Source organism: Veillonellaceae bacterium (assembly GCA_012523975.1).
GTDB lineage: Bacteria > Bacillota > Negativicutes > JAAYSF01 > JAAYSF01 > JAAYSF01.
In genome coordinates this window covers 15,429-37,125 of the sequence record JAAYSF010000003.1, presented here as the reverse complement: position 1 = coordinate 37,125, position 21,697 = coordinate 15,429, and the positions used below count along the sequence as shown (strand labels likewise).

Sequence of the window (21,697 nt, the reverse complement as noted above, 5' to 3'; positions counted from 1 at the left end):
GCAATCCGCACAGCTTACTAAAATCCCGAAACTCGCCTGCGGCTCAGACAGTCGGGATTTTTTAACGTAAGCTATACGGTTTCCCGTCCTTCGGAACGGCTTTTTCCAGAAAGGGCCGAAAGATACGCGAGTAAAGGGAACGATTAAATACCGGAGTTTTTAAGCGTTACTACGGTCGTACCCCTAACGGACCATTACGGAGGCGGCCGATCCCGCAGGGATGGAAGCAGACCTTGCTTGCGACAAGAATGTCCGACTGTCTGAACGAAGTGAGTTTCGGACTTTCCGTAAGTAAGGTCTGTTTCCAAGGACGCTGGAGGATAGGTCCTTGATTTTTTGGGGACTTTTTTATCAAGAAAAAAGTCCCGGCTGCTCAAAGCAGCCGCTTCTCTCGCTCGCATTGAAACTTTAATTTTGTCATGCAAGGACCGAAGGTACGTGGTAATTTCAGCTTTTAGCCTTTAAAATTTTCACTTTTTTAGATTGTCCTTTTGGCGGAAGAAGTCATACACTGCTTGAGCCGCCGGAGTTGTCATCCCGGGCGTGGCGGCCATTTCTTCAACCGAGGCTGCTTTTATTTTGGCCAGACTGCCGAAAGCATCCCACAAGGCTTTGCGCCGTTTCGGACCAATACCTGGAATATGGTCAAGTACCGATACCAAATTCCGCTTGGATCGCAATTTTCGGTGATAGGTTATGGCAAAGCGATGGGCTTCGTCGCGGATGCGCTGCACTAAATACAGCGCCTGCGAATGGCGCGGCAGAATAAGCGGGTCGCTTTCGCCCTCACGAAAGATGTGCTCAAATTCCTCGGCCAAGCCGACAACTGGAACATCTGTCAAACCAACGCCGCGGATAACCTCGAGCGCCGAGCTTAGCTGACCTTTACCGCCGTCGATAATAATAAGGTCGGGGAGCGGCTCAGCCAAATCGCGGTACCGCCGTGCAACAACCTCACGCATTGATCGGAAATCATCCGGTTTTCCTTCAACGGTGCGCAATTTGTAGCGACGATATTCGTCTTTATTAGGAGCGCCGCCCTCAAATACGACCATTGATGCCACTGTCTCCGATCCCTGAATATGCGAAATATCAAAACACTCTATGCGTTCTGGCGGCTTTACAAGCCCCAGGTAGCGACCTAATTCGGCCGCAGCACCTTCGGTTTGTTCATTGCGGGCCTTAATCTTGGCGGCTTGTTCTTCCAGAACAATCACGGCATTGCCGACTGCCATGTTTACAATATCCTTTTTTGTGCCGCGTTTAGGCGTTTCAACGGTTACTTTGCCGCCTTTCTGCTCGCTCAACCAACTGGCTAAAAACTCCTGATCCGGTATTTCAAGCGGCAGCAGCACTTCGCGCGGAATGAAAGTTGCCTGACTATAATACTGTTTGACAAAAGCGGCTACAATATCATTATCGGTTTCATCTTCGCTGCCGACCATCAGAAAATGATCACGGCCTACCATTTTACCGCTGCGAATGAAAAATACCTGCACACAAGTGCCGAGCGCTGAGCGGGCTAAACCTAAAGCGTCTTGGTCACCTGAGCCAGTGACAATATTCTGTTTCTCGACGACCTTTTCGACAGCCGCTAATTGATCACGTATTTTTGCAGCAAGTTCAAATTCCAGATTTTCCGCTGCCTCAGCCATCTGCCGCCGCAAATTGCGCATCACATCATCGCTGCGTCCCTCTAAAAACAAGCATACCGACTTAATCATACCGCTATACAAATTGCAATCGACATTGCCGGTACAAGGCGCCAAGCACCGCTTGATATGGTATTCCAAACAAGGACGTTTAGCATCAAGATTGCGGCAGTTACGCAAGGGAAATAACTTTTTCAAAAGCCGCAGAGTTTCATGGACAGCCCCAGCACTGGTATATGGGCCAAAATAGCGCGCTCCGTCCTTTTGCACCTTGCGAGTAGCATACACCCGCGGATAAGTTTCGTTGGTTACCTTAATGTACGGATAAGTTTTGTCATCGCGCAAACTTATATTGTACTTGGGGCGATGTTTTTTTATTAAGTTACATTCAAGAATTAGGGCTTCCATTTCAGTTTTAGTTATGATATATTCTAAATTGGCGACCTTTACCACCATGGCTTTTACCTTGGGACTATGATTTCGGCTTGACTGGAAATATGAGCGAACCCTGTTTTTTAGATTAACAGCTTTTCCTACATATATTATCCGTCCACCGCTGTCCTTCATTAGATAAACACCTGGCCGATCAGGTAACAGCGCCAATTTCTCTTCAACTTCGCTGGTCATATTTTTAACCTCCCTTTAAGGCGACGAAATTCAAATAGTGCCAATTTTACGATTATTTGGGCAAATTTTGGTATTTTAAGTTCTTTGTATACATTTTTCAAAAGCATTGTACAATTTTCACTATTATACTATAATTATCTTTAATAGCCTAGCTAGCACCATTTTTCACATACTCTTAGGTTGATTTAAGATGCAATAGGAGGTCTATCGAAATGTTTAATAGACTATTAATCGCTAACCGCGGCGAAATTGCCGTTCGTATTATTCGCGCCTGCCGGGAACTTGGAATCGAAACAATCGCAGTTTATTCAGATGCCGATGCCGACGCGCTGCATGTGCAGCTAGCGGATAAAGCCTATCGCATCGGACCGGCCGAAGCCTCCCTGAGTTATTATGATGCTGATACAATAATCGAGACGGCTCTAGCTGCTAAAGCCGACGCTATTCATCCAGGTTATGGATTTTTATCCGAAAACGCAGACTTTGCCGAACACGTAGCCGATGCAGGATTGGTTTTCGTCGGTCCCCGGGCAGAGACCATCCGCAAAGTCGGTAATAAAGATGCTGCACGGGAAGCAATGAGACAGGCCGGCCTGCCCATGACCAGAGGCAGTGATCCCCTCACAAGCGAAGAGGAAGCCTACCGAGTTGCTGAGGAAATAGGCTACCCGGTAATCCTTAAGCCGGTTTCCGGCGGCGGCGGTAAATCCATGTTTGTCGCCCATAATAAAGAAGAATTAACTTTAGCGCTGCATAAAGTCGATCTAAAACATCAATCCTTCTACTTCGAAAATTATATCGCCGAATCACGCCATATCGAAGTTCAGATTATGGCTGATAATTATGGCAATATACTGCACCTTGGCGAGCGTGAATGTTCGCTGCAGCGCCGCAACCAAAAAATTCTCGAAGAAGCGCCTTCTAGCGCTTTGACACCCGAGATGAGACAGCGCGTAGGTGCGTTGGCCATCAAGGCTGCCAAAAGCGTTTTCTATACTAATGTTGGTACGGTAGAGTTCCTGCTTGATCGCAAAACCGGTGAATTCTACTTCATGGAAATAAACCCGCGCATCCAGGTTGAGCATGCTGTTACCGAAATGATTACCGGTGTCGATTTAGTCCGTCGCCAAATTAGGATCGCAGCCGGTGAGCCGCTCAACAAGAAACAAGAAGAAATCAGCTTCGTCGGCCATGCCATCGAATGCCGGATTAACGCTGAAGATCCTGAAATGAAGTTTCAGCCTTCGCCTGGCGTCATTGATTACTATCATCAGCCGGGCGGCCCGCGGATTCGCGTTGACAGCGGCGTTTGCGCCGGCGGAACGGTTCAGCCTTACTACGATTCGATGATTGCCAAGGTAATCGCCCATGGTCGTACCCGCGGCGATGCCATCCGTATTATGCGGCGGGCATTAGCTGAGTTTAAGGTTTCCGGCGTGGCAACAACTATCCCGTTCCATCAGGATGTGCTTAAAAATCCGCACTTCTGCAGCGGCGATATTGACACCCAGTTCATTCACAAACGCATGACCAAGGAAGAAAGACCCAAGGCTGTCCGTGAAGTAAGACAAAAACCAGTAGCCGTATCGGCGATATAAGTAAAACAAGGGTAGGCATTATGCCTGCCCTTTATTTATTCTGTGCGCTATCTGGAAACCTGAGATCGCCGCGCTTCGCTCGCGATGACAATGAGTTGGTTAAGTGCTATCTGTATAGCTTCTAGCCTACACAATGTCATCGCGACGCTTATGGGATCGACCACTTTTCTATCTGGCCATATGCTGACGCAGTTATTCTCCACTTCAATGTGCGGGGAGCTAGCGACGTGGCGATCTCAGCTTGTTAATTATTTTTCTCTTTGAGCAGCGGCTTTAAGAACCGACCTGTATATGATTGCGCGACTTCTACTATTTCTTCAGGCGAGCCTTGGGCAACAATAGTGCCACCATTTACACCGCCTTCGGGGCCTAAGTCAATAACATAATCGGCAGTCTTGATAACATCAAGATTATGCTCGATTACTACGACGCTGTCGCCGCCGTCAACCAGCCGCTGCAAGACCTCAAGCAAGCGATGAATATCAGCAGTGTGCAGACCGGTCGTCGGTTCGTCCAAGATATACAGCGTTTTGCCGGTACTGCGGCGGGCCAGTTCAGTAGCAAGCTTGACGCGCTGCGCTTCGCCGCCCGATAAGGTGGTGGCCGGCTGGCCTAGCTTGATATAACCCAAGCCAACGTCTTGAAGGACTTGCAGCTTACGGTGAAGCTTAGGGATGTTTTGGAAAAACTCTACAGCTTCATCGACAACCATATCAAGTACTTGGGCAATACTCTTGCCTTTATATTTGACCTCAAGCGTTTCGCGGTTATAGCGCGCTCCTTTACAGACCTCGCAAGGCACATAGACATCAGGTAAAAAGTGCATTTCGATCTTAATAATACCGTCACCACGGCAGGCTTCGCAGCGCCCGCCCTTAACGTTGAAACTGAATCGGCCCGGCTTGTAGCCGCGCATTTTGGCCTCAGGAGTTTGGCTGTAAACCTCACGAATGGCATCAAACAAACTGGTATAGGTCGCCGGATTGGAACGCGGCGTCCGCCCGATCGGCGACTGGTCAATATCAATAATCTTATCGATATGCTCAATTCCTTTTATGCTGCGATGATCACCCGGTCGTGCCTTACTATTGCTGTAAATTTTGTTGGCCAGTCCTTTGTAAAGAATTTCATTTACCAAGGTACTCTTACCTGAGCCGGACACACCCGTTACAGCAGTAAATACCCCGAGCGGAAACTTAACATTCAGGTTCTTCAGGTTATTTTCCCGCGCCCCGACAACCTCTAGCCATTTACCATTGGGCTGACGGCGGACTGGCGGAACGGGAATATATTTACGGCGGCTTAAATAGTCACCCGTTATCGAATTGGTATTAGCTTTTATTTCCTCAACTGTACCTTGCGCCACTACTTGCCCACCGCCGGCGCCAGCTGCCGGGCCGATATCGATAATATGGTCAGCAGCATACATAGTGTCTTCATCATGTTCAACGACTAGCAGCGTATTACCGGCATCTCTAAGCCGTTTCAACGTTTCGAGCAGGCGGTTGTTATCGCGCTGATGCAGGCCAATGCTAGGCTCATCCAAGATATAGAGCACACCGACCAGACCGGAGCCAATTTGCGTAGCCAGTCTTATCCGTTGGGCCTCACCGCCTGACAATGTGCCGGCTGCCCGATCAAGTGTTAGATAATCTAAGCCGACATTGACCAGAAACCCAAGCCGGGCATTAATTTCCTTGAGAATCTGTTTGGCAATTGTCTTCTCACGTTCAGTTAAATTCAGTTGCCTAAAAAACTGCTGGCACTCGGCAATATTCAGTCGGGTTACTTCATAAATGTTTCTGCCGCCGACTTTTACCGCAAGGACTTCTGGCTTTAGGCGAGCCCCCTTACAAGTCGGGCACGGCTTGGTGCTCATAAATTCCTCAATTTCTTCCCGCGACCAGTCAGAAGCTGATTCGCGGTGGCGGCGGTTTAAGGTCGGAATTACGCCTTCAAATTTGGTATTATAGATCTTGTGCTCGCCATACATATTGTCGTAGGCAAAGGTATATTTTTCCTCAGAACCGTACATTATGATGTTTTTTAGTTCGTCCGACAGTTCTTCCCAGGTATTGTACAGCGAACCGCCATGCTTTTCGACAACCGCCTCAAGCTGGCACATAAAATACGAGTTAGTATTCTTACTTAACGCTGCAATGGCACCGTCAATCAAGGCTTTGCTCGGGTCAGGCACCACCAGCGAAGGGTCGAACTCCATATTGTTGCCTAAGCCGGTACAGTCCGGGCAGGCGCCATATGGGCTATTGAACGAGAACATCCGCGGTGCAATTTCCGGCAAGCTGATACCGCAATCAACACAGGCGAAGTTCTGGCTGAATACAAGTTCTTCCCCATCAATTATTGCTGCTGTGATTACCCCGCCCCCAAGGCCAAGTGCCGTTTCCAGCGAATCGGCAAGCCTGCTTTCGATACCGGGTCGGATAACCAGACGGTCAACAACGACCTCAATGGTATGTCTTTTATTTTTTTCAAGCTTAATTTCCTCAATAACATCAATAATCTGACCGTCAACCCTAATTCGCACATAACCGTTTTTCTTGATGTCTTCCAACACCTTATGGTGCTCGCCCTTTTTGCCGCGCACCACTGTGGCCAGCAGCATCAGCTTAGTGCCTTCCGGCAGTGCCATAATCTGGTCAACCATCTGCTCAACTGTCTGCTGACTGATTGGCTTACCGCATTTAGGACAATGCGGACGCCCTGCCCGGGCAAACAACAGCCGCAGATAGTCGTATATTTCAGTAACTGTGCCTACCGTTGAACGGGGATTGCGGCTGGTCGTCTTTTGGTCAATGGAAATGGCCGGCGACAAGCCTTCGATATAATCAACATCAGGTTTGTCCATCTGGCCAAGAAATTGCCGGGCATAAGCCGACAACGATTCAACATACCGCCGCTGCCCCTCAGCATAGATAGTGTCAAACGCCAGCGACGACTTACCCGACCCGCTTAAGCCAGTAATAACAACCAACTCATCCCGCGGAATTTCGATATCTATATTTTTAAGGTTATGCTGTCTGGCACCCTTAACAATGATCTTTTCTTTCATATGTTTTCCTCTCACTTAAGTTAAAAATAAGCTCGCAAAGTTCTGAGGTTGCCACACTCCGCTGCGCTTCGTTCGCAATGACAGTGAGATAGTTCTGCGACTATCTTATCGGGCTCCCAGCCTACACAAATGTCATCGCGAGGAGCCATTGGCGACGTGGCGATCTCAGGTGTTACGCTGTGAATTATTTTTTAGTCTTAGTCTTGGCCACCTTTTTTGCTGGCCCCGGCTTTGCCTTGCTGATTTTTTCGCGGAGCTCTATGACCATATCGCGTAGGTCGGCAGCGCGTTCGAATTCGAGGGCTTTAGATGCCTCGCGCATTTCTTTTTCCAGTTTGGCAATAAGCTCGATAAGCTCATTTTTCTTCATTTCGGCCACGCGGCTGACGGTTGTGGCCGTATATTCAGCCGGTGTTTCGGCTACCTTGGTTGTTTCAATTAGGTCCTTAACCCGCTTTTGAATAGTCTTAGGGGTAATACCATGTTTTGTATTGTACGCAATCTGGATTTCTCGGCGGCGGTTGGTTTCATCGATAGCGCGGCGCATCGAGTCGGTCATTACATCAGCATACATAATAACCCGGCCCTGCGCGTTGCGGGCGGCCCGGCCAATAGTCTGGACTAACGACGTTTCCGAGCGTAAAAAGCCTTCCTTGTCGGCATCAAGAATGGCCACAAGAGAAACTTCAGGAATATCAAGCCCCTCGCGGAGCAGGTTTATACCAACAAGCACATCGAACTCACCGGCCCGCAGGCCGCGGATAAGTTCAACCCGCTCGATTGTGACGATATCAGAATGAAGGTAGCGGACGCGAATGCCCATTTCCTTTAAATAGTCGGTAAGATTTTCAGCCATCTTCTTGGTCAGCGTCGTAACGAGTACCCGCTCGTCGATGGCCGCCCGTTTTTTGATTTCACCAAGCAAGTCGTCCATCTGCCCCTTAATTGGACGGATTTCAACTTCAGGGTCAATTAGCCCGGTTGGCCTGATTACCTGCTGCACCACTTGACTGCTGTGCTGCATTTCATAAGCCGCCGGGGTTGCCGATACATAGACGATCTGATTTATCCGTTCCTCAAACTCATCGAAGGTAAGCGGTCGGTTGTCAAAGGCCGAAGGCAGGCGAAACCCATTTTCGACCAAAGACTGTTTGCGGGAACGGTCGCCGGCATACATAGCCCGAATTTGCGGCAGCGTTACATGCGACTCGTCAATCATTATCATAAAATCTTTCGGGAAGTAGTCAATTAGCGTATAGGGCGATTCCCCCGGCGCACGGTTAGTAAGGTGCCGAGAATAGTTTTCGATGCCTGAACAGTAACCCATTTCCAACATCATTTCAATGTCATACTTAGTCCGCTGACCGATACGCTGGGCTTCGAGCAGTTTGTTATTAGCTTGGAAAAAGGCCAGCTGCTGCTCAAGCTCGGCCTCAATATCTGCAACGGCCCGCAGCATATTATCGCGCGAAGTGACATAGTGAGAAGCCGGATAAATGGCAATATGCTTACGCTCAGACAAAACCTCGCCTGTCAGCGTATCAATTTCCTGAATGCGGTCAACTTCATCGCCAAACAATTCAACCCGAACAGCCTTTTCGCCATAAGCTGCCGGAAATATTTCAATAACATCGCCGCGTACCCGGAACTTACCACGGGTAAAGTTTATATCGTTACGCTCATACTGAATAGCAATCAGCTTGCGCAAAATATCATCGCGGTCGCGGGTTTGACCTTGCCGGAGCGACAGCACCAAGCCATGGTATTCATCCGGCGAACCGAGACCGTAGATGCAGGAAACACTGGCTACAATAATAACATCGCGCCGTTCAAAGAGCGAGCTTGTCGCCGAGTGGCGCAGCTTGTCTATCTCATCATTAATTGAAGCGTCTTTTTCAATATAAGTATCGGTATGGGCAATATATGCCTCGGGCTGGTAATAGTCATAATAACTGACAAAATACTCAACCGCATTATTGGGGAAAAACTCTTTAAACTCGCTGGCTAGCTGAGCAGCGAGCGTCTTATTGTGTGCAATGACCAGTGTTGGTTTTTGGACTTCTTCGATGACCTTAGCCATGGTGAAAGTCTTGCCGGTACCGGTAGCGCCCAACAGTACCTGTCCACGCTCACCGCGCCGGATGCCTTCAACCAATTTAGCGATAGCCTGCGGCTGGTCGCCAGTAGGTGAAAAAGGCGCCTCAACCTTAAACGGTACGCCGCCTTCAATATATGCAGTATTTAATTTGGGAACAATATTCATATTCTCACCGCACTTAGCAAAAGTATTAGATAATTAAACCATTACAATAAAGTAGGACTTGCTTTAGATTAAGCATTAGCTCACTAAAGCTTAGTCGCACTTATCCTGGGGCTTAGACGCTGTTGACTCCCGCTTAAGAAGCTGGGAGTCTTACAGATTTTTTGTTATTGGATAAGTATTATCCACTAGGAATAATTATATCATGCTTTTAGCGGTAATGCACTACTTATTACGCCGTTTCTTAAACCAATCGACAATTGCAAAATTCTCTTCAGTCATAACAGCGTAAAACTGCTCATGGCCTTCCGGCACCAATATAATTCCTAAGCGCCGCTCATCTTTTTGAAATTTAAAATTCCGCTCTTGTTGCTTGCCTTGCCGTTCATAGACTATGCTTGACTCCCGCGGCGCATACATAATGGCATATGCCAGGTCTGAACCGCAGTTGACCGGCATTCCGGCTAAATTATATATTATATCACCAGGCTGCAGGCCTAGTTTGCGGGCCGGCGTATCCTGAACGGTATCGAGAACCATTACCCCTTTATCCGGGGGCACAAACAGCGGCTTACCCTCTGATTCCTGCTTATTATCAAGTTGAATCAAAAACTCATGACCCAGCGGGCTTGCCAGCGCTGCGATTATCTGCAGCCATTGAAATTTTGCCGACAGCAAAGCCAAAGCCAGCAAAATAACGCTGTAAATGGCAAGATGAAGGGCCGATTTCAGCCGGCGCTTATAAGGAAGGCTAGTTATTGCCATATCGGTATAACCTAGCGCGGCAACAACCGGCATCATGGCATATACCCACTTCTGTCCTTCGGGCGGATCAATGCCGAGCGGCATTAGCGGCCACCAATCAGCCATTTTAATACCGCCGGCCGGGTCATTCCCGGTCGGCACGCCAACAGCTACTAACAGCACAAGCGGCAGCGGCCAAAAGTTCTGCAAACTAAACGCTCCTACCAGCTGCCCGTCCCCCCGTTTAATAAACATCGGCATGGCGCTGAAGCGGCTGCTCAGCGCAATCAGCAAACTTTCTGTTACATGCAGAATAGCAACCAGTGCTAACACTTGCGGCACATTGACATCAGGCCACCCGAAAATGACATTGGACACAGCGACAAGACCACCGGCGTAGGCAAAGCACAGAAACCGCGTATTAATCATCATTAATAGCAGTGCCAGCGGCCAAATATAGTTAAAGCCAAGTTTGTTCAGCGTAATGCCGACAACGGTCAGCAGCAAGCTGGCTGCGACCCCGCCGATTGTACCATAAAAAGCGGCCAGTAATATCTGATGTCTAAGCGAATAGATGGCGGTGCCAAACATTTTCTGCTGATTACGCTTGGTCTGCCAGTACTGAACACCAAGAAAGCCAACAATCAGCCAAAAAATCGGTTCAAAAAAAACGGCAATCGTCTGTCTTAAAACTAATTCAAAAACCTGCTGCCAAGGAAACATTTTGTCACCCACCCCAAAATATTAAGCACTATAAGATTTTTTCATGCCAAAATGCGGCTGGCCAAAAGGCTGCCGCATTGGTATTATTTACTCGATTTTACTTTTTATTATCTCAACGGCTTTGTCAAGCTGGGCATCTAGGCCGGGCTCCCGGCTGCCATATTCGACTTTAACGTCTGGTTCAATGCCGACACCGTTTATTGAGCGGCCGGCAGGCGTGAGATATTTAGCGATAGTAAGCTTGATAGCGTCGTCACCCAAACGCATAAGCGTCTGAACCGAGCCTTTACCGTAGGTCTTGGTGCCTACCAGCGTTCCGGCACCTGTATCCTGGACAGCTCCGGCCACGATTTCCGAGGCGCTGGCGCTGCCGCCGTTAACTAATACCACCAGCGGATACTTTACAATTTCCAAAGTAGAATTATGTGTTTCACGCTCGCCGGTTCTCGTAACAACCGAAACAACCGGCCCTTTGGGGACAAGTTTATCGGCTACTTTTACGCTTTCATCTAACAGTCCGCCCGGATTATCGCGCAGGTCAAGAACAAGCCCTTTCATGCCGGCTTTTTCAAGTTCCTGCAGCTTATGGATAAAGTCACTCGCCGTGTTTTCATTGAACATTGATATCCGGATGTAGCCGATATTATCGGGCAGCATTTTACCCGAAACTGTTTTAATCTGGATGTTAGAACGAGTAACAGTATAATCCTTGGCCGGATCAGCCCCTCTCACAATTGTGAGCGTTACCTGCGAGCCCTCCGGACCACGAATCTTATTGACAGCTTCGTCAAGCGTCATGTCTTTAGTGTCATGTCCGTCAATTTTAGTGATACGGTCCCCGCTTTTAATACCGGCCTTGTCTCCGGGCGTCCCTTCAATCGGCGAAACAACTGTCAGCATTTTATCCTTAACGCCGACTACAATACCGACACCGCCAAATGAACCCTCGGTCTCAATCATAAACTCTTTAAACAGCTTAGCATCCATATAAACTGAATGCGGGTCGCCAAGCGATGCAACCATGCCTCTAACAGCGCCTATCATTAAGGTGTCCATCGGCACTTCTTCGACATAGCGTGATTTAACAATATGCAGCGCCCGGAAAAACTTGAACGTGCTAGCAATATCAGACGAATTTAACCGCAGCAGGTACAAAAAGCCGCCTACTGTGGCCGTAAAGGTAAGAACCACCAATAACAAGGCTCCCACTATGACCTTACGTTTACTCAAAACATCCACCTCGATTCGAGGTTCGAAGCCTGGGGCCCGAACGACAGATTGGCCTATTTCTGCGCATATAGCTATCTATATGTAGAATCTTTGTAAAATATTCTAGACAGCCGCCAGCATTCCTGCCGGGCGGCTGTCTATATGGCAACATCCCCACGCTGTTCAAAAACGAGCATAGCTTCCTTCTATTTTATAGATAATCTCGTGGGTTGGTCGGCGACCCATTCACCCGCACTTCAAAGTGACAATGCGGTCCGGTTGAATAGCCTGTTGAACCAGCTCTGGCTATGGTCTGCCCTTTCCGCACTGATTGGCCCTCCACTACCAGCAGCTCAGAATTATGGGCGTATAGCGTTGTGATACCGCCGCCATGATCGATAATTACGGCCTTGCCGTAGCCGCCCATCCAGTCAGAGTAGATAACTACACCGCTGTCAGCTGCCGAAATGGGATCACCGTAATCAGCGCCAATATCCATACCGCTATGATAACGCTGCGTCCCGAATATCGGGTGAATCCGCCAGCCGTATTCCGAAGTTATCGGTCCGACTGCCGGCCAAATCATCGCCCCTGTGGCTTCCACCGAGCTGCTGCTGCGTCCTGACTGATTTCGAATCATCTGCTCAATCTGCCGCGAGGTTTCCTGCAGTTCCCGGTAAGCCCGTTCAGCAGAATCGCGGTCACTAACGGCTTTGTCCAAAACCGCCTCACGCTCCTGCTTGCGCAGCTCAACTAATTTCTTTTTCTCAGCTGCCGCCTTTTCTAATTCAACAATAGCAGCTTTGTCCTGTTCGAGTTCAACGCGTTTTTGGGCTATTAATTCGCGCTCAGCCTTTACCTTGGCAATAAGGTTAGTGTCTTGCTTAATTACCCGTTTCAAAAGATCCATCCGGGTTGTAAAATCTCCAAAGTCACGCGCTCCAAGCAGCACATCCAGATAGTTTATCTGACCGTTTTCATAAATATCGCGCATCCGCTTATTAAGAATTTTGCTGCGTTCGGCCAGACTTTTTTCAGTCTTTTCCATTAAGATAGTATTGACCTTTATTTGCTGCTCTGTGCTATCAAGTTTAGCCTTGATAGCATTATATTCACTCTGTGCCGAATCCAACTCTATTTGAATCTTGCGGAGCTGTCCTGATACGCTGTTAACTCTCTGTTGCGCCTCGGCAGCTTGATTCTGTTTAACTTGCATTTGCCGCTGAATGTTGTCAAGCCTATCCTCAAGTTCGTTGGCCAGGGCCGGACCGATAGCTGTGACTGTAAGCATGGCCGCCGTTACTAAAGCGGTAATCTGTCGTTTTCCGTACACCGAATCCCCCCTGAACTAAACCTTCATAAACTTACGCAGCGATATTGAACTGCCTAAAGCGCCGATTGTCGCGCCGACAACCAGCAGCAAGATACTGATATAATTAATAAACGGATACTGCGGAATGAGCGGTAAAAAGGCCAGTGATTGATAAACTTCTCGCGTTAAGCCGCTATAAAGCTGTCCAATCAACAGCACAGCAACCAAGGCGCCGCCTATTCCTAGGATCATCCCCTCAATTATAAACGGCCAACGAATAAACCAATCAGTCGCGCCCACATACTTCATTATGCCGATCTCCCGGCGGCGGGCAAATACCGTAATTCTAATAGTATTAGAAATGATAAACACTGCGGCAAGCGCTAAAAAGATTATCAGGATTAACCCGAATATCCGCATTAGTTTAGTCAGGTTGAATAATTTTTCGACTACTTCCTGACCAAACTTGGCTTTTTCAACACCTTCCATCTCACCGATAGTCTCGGCTAACGCCTTAACCCGTTCGGGCTTGTCTACTTTGACCTCGAAAGCATCGGGCAGCGGATTAGTGTCCCCCAACGCGGCCAGCAGACCCTGCTGGTCGCCTAGCCTGGTCTTAAACCGTTCCATAGCTTCATCTTTGGGCACGAAAAGCACCTGGGTAACCCCAGGCATCTTGGTTATGCGTGTCCCAATCTCCCGAGTCTCATAATCACTTAGGTCATCATGCAAATAAACCGAAATCTGCACCTGCGATTCCAGTACAGCCGCCATATTATTCAGGTTGAGAACCATGACCAAGAAAATCCCTAAGATTAAGAGCGACAGCGCTACAGTGCTGACCGACGCAAAACTCATCAGGCTGTTGCGCTTTAAGGATACAACGGCCTCGCGAATAAAATATTCCATTGTTCTAATCTTCATAGCCGTATACCCCTTTCACTTGGTCACGGACAATACGGCTCTTTTCAATAGCGATAACCCGCCGGCGCATCATATCAACAACGGTTTTATCATGTGTTGCCATTACGATGGTGGTGCCGCTTTTATTAATTTTTTCAAAAATCTTCATAATCTCCCAGGAAGTATCTGGATCCAGATTTCCAGTAGGCTCGTCCGCAATAACGACCATCGGACTGTTGACAATAGCCCGGGCGATAGCTACCCGCTGCTGCTCGCCGCCCGATAATTCCGCCGGAAAACAACGGGACTTGCTTCTCAATCCTACCAAATCAAGGACATGGTTAACCCGTTTTTGCATTTCCCGCCGTGATGCCTCAATAACCTGCATTGCAAAAGCTACATTCTCATAAACCGTTTTGTTGGGCAGCAGGCGATAGTCCTGAAAGACGATTCCCAGACTGCGCCGGAAATAAGGTACCTCCGAAGATTTCAGGCTGCCCACGTTGCATCCGTTGACAATAAGCTGACCGCTGCTCGGCAATTCCTCCCGGGTTATCAGTTTAATAAAGGTGGATTTACCGGCACCGCTTGGTCCGACTACAAACACGAATTCTCCCTTTTCGATGTCAATGTTGATATCGGAGAGGGCGACCGAGCCGTTATCGTAAACCTTACAAACACTATCCATGTGAATCAAAAAAGTCATCCTCCCGTCATGGACTGCAGCAGCAATTGTAGTACTGTTCTTTTAGAATAGTGATGTGCCGCAGGAAGATATGTAGGGTCAATTCTCATTATAAATTTGACACTTTTGGTGAAACTCCTGTCTAAATGATAAAACTTTTCAGTAAGCTTGTCGAAGTATCACCGTATCGTCTCAGCAATATACAGCGTAGCCACCCCAAGCACTAACAGCAAACCGACATACCACCAAAACATGGTCAGCCGCTGCCTTAGCGTCAGGTCATAGTAAACCTTGTCGTTATAATCACCGCGCCACAGCCTAAACAGTGATACAAAAAAGATGAGCAATATAAATAAATTATGAGTATAGATAAACATCAAACCAATCGCAATTGTCCCCACCCACCACATATGCGGGGAAATTGCCCCGGCAATCTTTCCGCCGTCAAGCGGATCACAGGGGATGAGATTGAAGAGATTGAGCAGACAGGCGGTATAAGACAGCACTAATAGCAGCATGCTGTCCGTCCACAGATAACAAGTCAGGCAGATAAGCGCGCTCAGTGTGCCAAGCGCCGGTCCCCCAATGGCAATATTGGCCTCCATGCGAGCGTTGACCGGGGCATCTTTTAAGGCTAAGGCTGCGCCGATGAACGGCACAAAAATCGGCCCTTGAGTCTTCATGCCAACAGCCCGTGAGGCTATGACATGGCCCAATTCATGACACAGCAGCAGCAAGACAAAGCCCAAGGCAAACTTAAAACCAAACGCCACAGCATATACCGCCAATGAAACCAGCATTGATATGGCAATGGCCCCGGCCGGGCCAAAATTAACCAACGCGACCAGTCCCATCACAGCAACAGCCGCCCGCCGGATTATCTTCCCACCTATCGTTATAACCTGCCGCACATATATCCCCCCTTTACGGTAAGTAATAATATTACCCTAAATTCTAATCTCCAGTTAAAGCAAAAATGACTCTCTACATGCATATGCACGCGAGAGTCATTTTAATTACCTTTTACCGTTTACGGCTGATTACCCGTTTAGCAGCTTTGACAATATCGGTTACCGTAAGGTTGTATTTTTCCAGCAGTACATCCGGTGTACCAGATTCGCCGAAGGTATCAAGAACGCCGACCCGTTCCATGGGTACCGGCATATTTTCAACAAGCACTTCGGCAACAGCGCTGCCCAGACCGCCGATAATGCTGTGTTCCTCGCAGGTTACTACAGCGCCGGTATCTTGGGCGGCTTTAATAACAGCCTCTTTGTCAATCGGTTTAATGGTGTGGATGTTGAGCACCCGAGCGCTATAGCCGGAAGCCGTAAGCTCGTCGGCCGCCCGCCGCGCCGGCGATACCATTACGCCAGTAGCCATGATAGTTACATCGGTACCGTTAGCCAGTTCTACCGCTTTGCCCATTTCAAACTCGTAGCCGTCGCCGAACACGTCTGGCACCGCCATCCGGCCCAGTCGTAAATAAACCGGTCCGTGATGTTTGGCAGCCCATGCGACCGCATAGCGAGTCTCCATGGCATCAGCCGGAACGATTACTGTCATATTGGGGATACTGCGCATTAGCGAAATATCCTCAATAGCTTGGTGTGATGCGCCATCTTCGCCAACAGTCAGACCGGCGTGAGTTGCAGCCACCTTGACATTGAGTTTCGGATAGCAAATCGAGTTGCGGATTTGCTCAAAAGCCCGACCGGCTGCAAACATGGCGAAGGTCGATACGAAAGGAATTTTGCCGGCAGCCGCAAGTCCGGCCGCCACGCCCATCAAGTTTTGCTCGGCAATCCCAACATTAAAATGTCTATCAGGAAAGGCCTTGCCAAAAACATTGGTCTTTGTCGATTTCGACAAGTCAGCATCTAATACAACGATATCTTTATTTTCCAGCCCCATCTCGCGAAGGGCTTCACCATAAGCTTCACGTGTTGCTTTACCCATTACAAACACCCGCCTTCCTTAATCTTCAAGCTGGCTGAGGAACTTTTTGCATTCCTCGCTGCTTGGCGCCTTACCATGCCAGTCAACAACGTTTTCCATCTCGCATACGCCCTTGCCTTTAACAGTGCGGGCTACAATCATGGTCGGCTTGCCTTTAACAGTTTTGGCCGTTTGGATAGCATCGTAGATGGCAGCAATATCATGACCGTCAATTTGAAGGACATTCCAGCCAAATGCCTCCCACTTCTCAGGAATAGGCAGCGGCGACATTACCTCTGCTATCGGACCGTCGATCTGCAGCCCGTTGTAGTCGACAAAAGCAGTAAGATTGTCCAGCTTGTAATGAGCAGCGAACATAGCGGCTTCCCAAACCATGCCTTCCTCGAGCTCACCGTCACCCAACAGGGCAAATACGCGATAATCGCGTCCGTCAAGACGTCCGGCCAACGCCATGCCGGCGGCGGCGCTTAGGCCTTGCCCCAGTGAACCCGTAGACATATCAATGCCCGGCAATGATTTCATGCTGGGATGACCTTGCAGACGGCTGTCAATCTTGCGCAGCGTCAGAAGTTCATTGTGCGGGAAAAAACCCTTTTCTGCCAGCGCGCCATATAAAACGGGTGCAGCGTGGCCTTTCGACAACACAAAACGGTCGCGGTCCACATCATCGGGTTTGTGCGGATCAACCTTCATTTCCGCAAAGTACAGCACAGAAAGAATATCGGCGGCCGACAGTGATCCGCCCGGATGGCCCGATTTTGCCTCGGTAACGGCCGCAACTATATTGCGCCTTATAGCCTTTGCCCGTTTTTCAAGCTCAGCTATTTTTTCAGCAGTTAGCTTTTCAGCCATATGTATTCAACCTCCTAAACTAAATTAGCTATATAAATTAAGTTGTTACCAGTCACCTTTATCTAATCAGGGTAAAACCTTCACCCAGTACTTCATGAGCATCAGTTACAATTACAAAAGCATTAGGATCTTTTTGCTTAATAACATCCTTAAGCCGGGTAAATTCACCCGTCTCGACGACACAAAACAGCATATCGCGGGCTTGACCGGTATAGCCGCCTTTTCCTTGAAATAATGTCACACCCCGGCCTAAATCCTCGATGATGGCCTGAGAAATCTCAGCCGGCTTGTCGGTCATAATCCAAAAAGCTTTCGCAGCGCTTGGGCCTTCCTGAACAATATCGATAATTAATGATGTAACATAGAGCGAAATTAGACCGTAAAGCGCTAGTTCCGCGCTCTTAAAGGCAATGCCGGAAAACGCAATTACAAAGAAATCCGCGATTAGCAGCGACTGTCCGACACTGATGCCGGATAATTTATTAATGATTGCAGCGGCCAAGGCCGTTCCAGCAGTATTCCCCTTGAAGCGGAAGATCAGCCCCATCCCGATACCGCCCAGTACCCCGCCGTACAGCGAACTAAGCAGCAGGTCCTGCGTCAATACCGGAGTATAAGGTGCCGTCCAATCGATAGCAAGCGATAAGGCAACCGCCCCAAACAATGTATTAATGCCATATCTTGCGCCCAGGACCTTGATGCCGATAATAAACAGGGGAATATTGAAAAGCAGCATAATAACGCCGACCGGCCAGTTGAATAAATAGTAAAGTACAGTGGCCAGACCGCTAACACCGCCGGCAGCAATCTTGTTAGGTATCAAAAACATATTGAGGGCGATAGCTTCAATAACTACGCCCAATAGTACCCCTAAGTAGTTGCGAACCCATGTTGGCAGCGCCCTCACCCCCGGGATTTATTGATTAATTCCAGAGCAAGTTCAGCATTATAACAGGCTTTTTTGCGCAGAGATTTTATCTTCTCCTCACGCGCTTTATTAGGACGGTTTATTTCCGGCCACATGGCCCGAACCTTCGTCATCAATCCGTCAACCGTAACGGTTTTAAGCGTTCCCGCATGCCGCTCGCCGATTGTCTCCAAAAAGCGGTCGATCTTGGGATCATAAGACAAACCAATCATTGGCACATGCATAACAGAAGCAAAAATCAACGCATGCAGGCGAATACTGATCAGCATGTCAAAATTGCCGATGAGCGAAAGCAGTTCGCTGGTCGTGTATTTATCGGGCAGCACTGTTGCTGGCCGCTTAGTGCGGCTGGCTATCTTTTTGGCAGCCGTATAATCCTCAGGCCATTGCATGGGAAGAAACACGACCCGGGCGCCAAATTCGTCGATTATTTGGTCAGAAACCTGTGCCACAGCATTTTTATAGTGGCTCCAGTCTTTCCACTCCCGAACAGAAATGCCGATGAGCGGAGCCCCGCCTTCAACACCGTTTTTACTTAAGATTGCCCGCCCGATCTGCCGGTCAACAGGATGCATAGCAACAACCGGGTCGGCCGTTACATACACCGGCGGTTTAGTAACCTTGAGTCGTTTAAGCTCATCGCGAGATCCTTCATCCCGGACGGTAATTAAATCTACCATATTGCCGATATAGCTCATGGCACCGCGCGCCAGAGCGCCACGCACCGGCCCAATTCCCTGGGCATACAGCATAACCTTTTTCCCTAGTTTCTTGGCCAGCATCATAATACTTAAGTAATAATACAAACTGCGGTCACTGGTAACATCCTGCAGCAAACTTCCGCCGCCGCTTATCAGCAAATCGCTCTTGGACAGCGCCCGAATAATTTCCGGATAGTTAAGCCGGTATACGGCTTTAACCCCGTGCCGCTCGCGCGTATCATCCGGGTTGCCCGAAATAACGGTTATTTTTACATTTGGCTCAAGATCGGTCAGCACTTCGATCATTGCGGCCAACATGGCTTCATCACCGGCATTGGCAAAACCGTAGTACCCCGAAATAACGATATCACTCATTGCCGGCAGTTCTCCTTCCTAATAGGAACGACAGATAATGAAGGATCTGAACGCCAATTATGGCAATTACACCAACCACAATTCCTACAGCCACTCCGTCAATGCCGCGAATAAACGACATGTAGATGGGAGTGCGGGTATGGGCAAAGGTTTCTACCAACGATCCCTGGCCAATCGTCGCTACAACGACAAGTATATAGTGCAGCGCCCGCGGCCATTGCCGATAAAACGCCATAATCATTAAGAAGAAGGCGGGATGACCGATCATAAATTCTTTTGACCGCGGCCGGGCATACATCAAACGCTCCAGCCAAGCCCGCAGTTTAATCTCGATCCCGGGAACCGGCACACCGGCAGTATGCCCGGAACGACCGATAAAAATCCAAGCGCCCACAGCAGCAACAGCCACTACCAGTAAAGTTTTGACATAGATAGGATAATTAAGTAGCTGGGTCAGCTGCTGCCAAATACTCTTGGGAGTTTCGGTACTGTCAGCATCAAACAAATTGTAGCGGGACAAATAAACAAAGGATATCAATATGAGCGGCGCCACAAAAGTAAGTTTTACGCCACGATAAATCTCCAATTCAGTCAAGAAGCGTATATCACCGAGCAGTGCGCCGACATAAAAACCACCGACGATTGCTAGCAGCGTGGTTATCACTAACCACTTACCGCCGTCCAGGATAATGCGCATAAGACTTGCGCCCTGGCTAGGCGGTGTTTTACGCCATCTATCAATAACATAAGTCATGGCCAGAACCGGAAAAACGATTGCGCTGACCATTGCTGCTGCCTGCCGTACCAAAGTCCCGGACCCCGTAAGTACCGGAAAAATCAAAATAGAAGCAATAATAGCTAACAATATATACTGATAACGCCTGGGAAACGGATGAACCAAGGTCAAGAACAACACTCCGGCTGAGGTCGCTCCGATCAGCATTAGAGCAAGCAAGAAAGGGTTGGGGAAAATCGGGGCAAAAGTTCCCGCACGACCGATAGTAAAGCCCTTATCCAGCAGCGCTGCCTTAACCCCTTCCACATAGTCGATATTGGTTTCAATAAGTGTTTTTCCAGGTTCAGGTTTGTCATATTTACGCAGCAGGTTAACGCGGACATTGCGTTCCTGGTCGGTCAGAGCCCAGCGTTGAATGGCCACATCGGCCTTAAGCTTACGCTGTTCATCTTTGGATATGACGTATACACGGGCTGTTTGATAATTAACCGCCGTCGCTAAGGGGATAAGCCCCTCCTGCTTTAAAAATTGCAACTGCAACGGATGTTCAATCATGTGCAGGGTTAGTTGACGTTCCTTGATTTTTTGAGCTACCAGCGGCATTTGGCCGGGATAGCCGAGCACTTCATCGCCGACAAACATAATACCTGAAACATTATCGACCGCATCAAGGCGCTGAAACACAGCTTCAACATCTTCAGCCCTAACTTTAGTGTAATTTGAGGGCCTCGCAACGACATAAAAGCCCTGACCGACAACTTCTTTCATTTCATCGGTCGGCATGCCCAAATTCCATTCAACAACTTTCTCATAATTGGCTTTGACGGCTAAAACCGGCTGCTCTGTTCCGGCGACAACTGTCACTCGCTCGGGACTTAGGCGGCGCACTAAATCGCTATGTACCTCAGCAAAAACTTGTTGGTTCTGCCCAACAATATAGACATCTTCAGCTACAACCTGCCCGCGCTCAATCAAACTGCGCCAAACCGGATCAGCCAAAACTCCCGTTTGGTACTGCTGAATGATTTGTGCCCCTGACACAGCAAACACTTTACCGCTTTTATTGAGCTTTTCCAGTGTCGTCTCGTAAACAGCAAGCGAGGTAATGCCAGCATCTTTGAACTGCTGCATAAGCGAGTGTACAGGTACACCCTCGATTTGCGCCAATTCAACGATGTCTTCATAATCCATTACCATTTCAACCCGGGAGTTATTCTGCTCGGTCACATGACGCTGCCAGCCTACGGTAAGCGCAGCTAACAGACCGATTATAATCAGTATTATCAGCACCCGGTTATATTTAAAGTCTTTCAACAATCTCTCCACCTTATACAGAAATAGTATTGCCAATAATAGCGCA

General features: G+C 48.6%; 15 protein-coding genes. 1 reads left to right on the top strand and 14 read right to left on the bottom strand.

What is annotated here, in order from left to right; all coding sequences use genetic code 11:
- Positions 1-470: 470 nt before the first annotated feature.
- Positions 471-2,279 carry an excinuclease ABC subunit UvrC gene (uvrC, locus tag GX348_00445; protein NLP40667.1) on the bottom strand — a complete coding sequence of 603 codons (1,809 nt, stop codon included), beginning with the start codon at positions 2,277-2,279 and terminating at the stop codon, positions 471-473.
- A 212-nt stretch (positions 2,280-2,491) separates the two neighbouring features.
- On the opposite strand from uvrC, the gene GX348_00440 reads away from it, so the two are divergent.
- Positions 2,492-3,877, top strand: coding sequence for an acetyl-CoA carboxylase biotin carboxylase subunit (locus GX348_00440; GenBank protein ID NLP40666.1), 1,386 nt, complete (start codon positions 2,492-2,494; stop codon positions 3,875-3,877).
- Positions 3,878-4,121: 244 nt separating this feature from the next.
- Here the strand turns inward: GX348_00440 and uvrA are convergent, their stop codons facing one another.
- From uvrA to GX348_00375, 13 genes are all read right to left on the bottom strand, one after another.
- On the bottom strand, positions 4,122-6,950 hold the full coding sequence (gene uvrA / locus GX348_00435) for an excinuclease ABC subunit UvrA (protein NLP40665.1): 2,829 nt from the start codon (positions 6,948-6,950) through the stop codon (positions 4,122-4,124).
- Between the two features lie 184 nt (positions 6,951-7,134).
- Positions 7,135-9,213 carry an excinuclease ABC subunit UvrB gene (gene uvrB, locus GX348_00430; protein NLP40664.1) on the bottom strand — a complete coding sequence of 693 codons (2,079 nt, stop codon included), beginning with the start codon at positions 9,211-9,213 and terminating at the stop codon, positions 7,135-7,137.
- Positions 9,214-9,435: 222 nt separating this feature from the next.
- Positions 9,436-10,677 carry a PDZ domain-containing protein gene (locus GX348_00425; protein ID NLP40663.1) on the bottom strand — a complete coding sequence of 414 codons (1,242 nt, stop codon included), beginning with the start codon at positions 10,675-10,677 and terminating at the stop codon, positions 9,436-9,438.
- 87 nt (positions 10,678-10,764) lie between these two features.
- The gene (locus tag GX348_00420; GenBank protein NLP40662.1) at positions 10,765-11,907 is read right to left on the bottom strand and encodes a S41 family peptidase; all 1,143 of its coding nucleotides are present in this window, start codon (positions 11,905-11,907) and stop codon (positions 10,765-10,767) included.
- A 190-nt stretch (positions 11,908-12,097) separates the two neighbouring features.
- Complete coding sequence (locus GX348_00415) at positions 12,098-13,177, bottom strand: peptidoglycan DD-metalloendopeptidase family protein (GenBank protein NLP40661.1); 1,080 nt, start codon at positions 13,175-13,177, stop codon at positions 12,098-12,100.
- A 57-nt stretch (positions 13,178-13,234) separates the two neighbouring features.
- Positions 13,235-14,122 carry an ABC transporter permease gene (locus tag GX348_00410; GenBank protein NLP40660.1) on the bottom strand — a complete coding sequence of 296 codons (888 nt, stop codon included), beginning with the start codon at positions 14,120-14,122 and terminating at the stop codon, positions 13,235-13,237.
- Positions 14,112-14,798: a cell division ATP-binding protein FtsE gene (gene ftsE, locus GX348_00405; protein ID NLP40659.1), complete on the bottom strand. Its 687-nt coding sequence runs from the start codon at positions 14,796-14,798 to the stop codon at positions 14,112-14,114. The genes GX348_00410 and ftsE overlap by 11 nt, the downstream gene beginning before the upstream one ends.
- A 167-nt stretch (positions 14,799-14,965) precedes the next feature.
- Positions 14,966-15,703: a peptidase M50 gene (locus GX348_00400; GenBank protein NLP40658.1), complete on the bottom strand. Its 738-nt coding sequence runs from the start codon at positions 15,701-15,703 to the stop codon at positions 14,966-14,968.
- Between the two features lie 106 nt (positions 15,704-15,809).
- Positions 15,810-16,745 (bottom strand): transketolase family protein, encoded by a 936-nt coding sequence (locus GX348_00395; protein ID NLP40657.1) that lies wholly within the window; start codon positions 16,743-16,745, stop codon positions 15,810-15,812.
- Between the two features lie 18 nt (positions 16,746-16,763).
- Complete coding sequence (locus GX348_00390) at positions 16,764-17,597, bottom strand: transketolase (protein NLP40656.1); 834 nt, start codon at positions 17,595-17,597, stop codon at positions 16,764-16,766.
- 58 nt (positions 17,598-17,655) lie between these two features.
- Complete coding sequence (locus GX348_00385; protein ID NLP40655.1) at positions 17,656-18,495, bottom strand: YitT family protein; 840 nt, start codon at positions 18,493-18,495, stop codon at positions 17,656-17,658.
- A 5-nt stretch (positions 18,496-18,500) separates the two neighbouring features.
- Positions 18,501-19,601: a polysaccharide pyruvyl transferase CsaB gene (gene csaB / locus GX348_00380; GenBank protein NLP40654.1), complete on the bottom strand. Its 1,101-nt coding sequence runs from the start codon at positions 19,599-19,601 to the stop codon at positions 18,501-18,503.
- Positions 19,594-21,651: a hypothetical protein gene (locus GX348_00375; protein ID NLP40653.1), complete on the bottom strand. Its 2,058-nt coding sequence runs from the start codon at positions 21,649-21,651 to the stop codon at positions 19,594-19,596. The genes csaB and GX348_00375 overlap by 8 nt, the downstream gene beginning before the upstream one ends.
- Positions 21,652-21,697 lie beyond the last annotated feature (46 nt).

What these genes read in the sequence shown, in the direction of transcription:
- uvrC (NLP40667.1), bottom strand. Translation starts at nt 2,279, where the DNA reads ATGACCAGCGAAGTTGAAGAGAAATTGGCGCTGTTACCTGATCGGCCA.
- GX348_00440 (NLP40666.1), top strand. Translation starts at nt 2,492, where the DNA reads ATGTTTAATAGACTATTAATCGCTAACCGCGGCGAAATTGCCGTTCGT.
- uvrA (NLP40665.1), bottom strand. Translation starts at nt 6,950, where the DNA reads ATGAAAGAAAAGATCATTGTTAAGGGTGCCAGACAGCATAACCTTAAA.
- uvrB (NLP40664.1), bottom strand. Translation starts at nt 9,213, where the DNA reads ATGAATATTGTTCCCAAATTAAATACTGCATATATTGAAGGCGGCGTA.
- GX348_00425 (NLP40663.1), bottom strand. Translation starts at nt 10,677, where the DNA reads ATGTTTCCTTGGCAGCAGGTTTTTGAATTAGTTTTAAGACAGACGATT.
- GX348_00415 (NLP40661.1), bottom strand. Translation starts at nt 13,177, where the DNA reads ATGCTTACAGTCACAGCTATCGGTCCGGCCCTGGCCAACGAACTTGAG.
- GX348_00410 (NLP40660.1), bottom strand. Translation starts at nt 14,122, where the DNA reads ATGAAGATTAGAACAATGGAATATTTTATTCGCGAGGCCGTTGTATCC.
- GX348_00395 (NLP40657.1), bottom strand. Translation starts at nt 16,745, where the DNA reads ATGGGTAAAGCAACACGTGAAGCTTATGGTGAAGCCCTTCGCGAGATG.
- GX348_00390 (NLP40656.1), bottom strand. Translation starts at nt 17,597, where the DNA reads ATGGCTGAAAAGCTAACTGCTGAAAAAATAGCTGAGCTTGAAAAACGG.
- csaB (NLP40654.1), bottom strand. Translation starts at nt 19,601, where the DNA reads ATGAGTGATATCGTTATTTCGGGGTACTACGGTTTTGCCAATGCCGGT.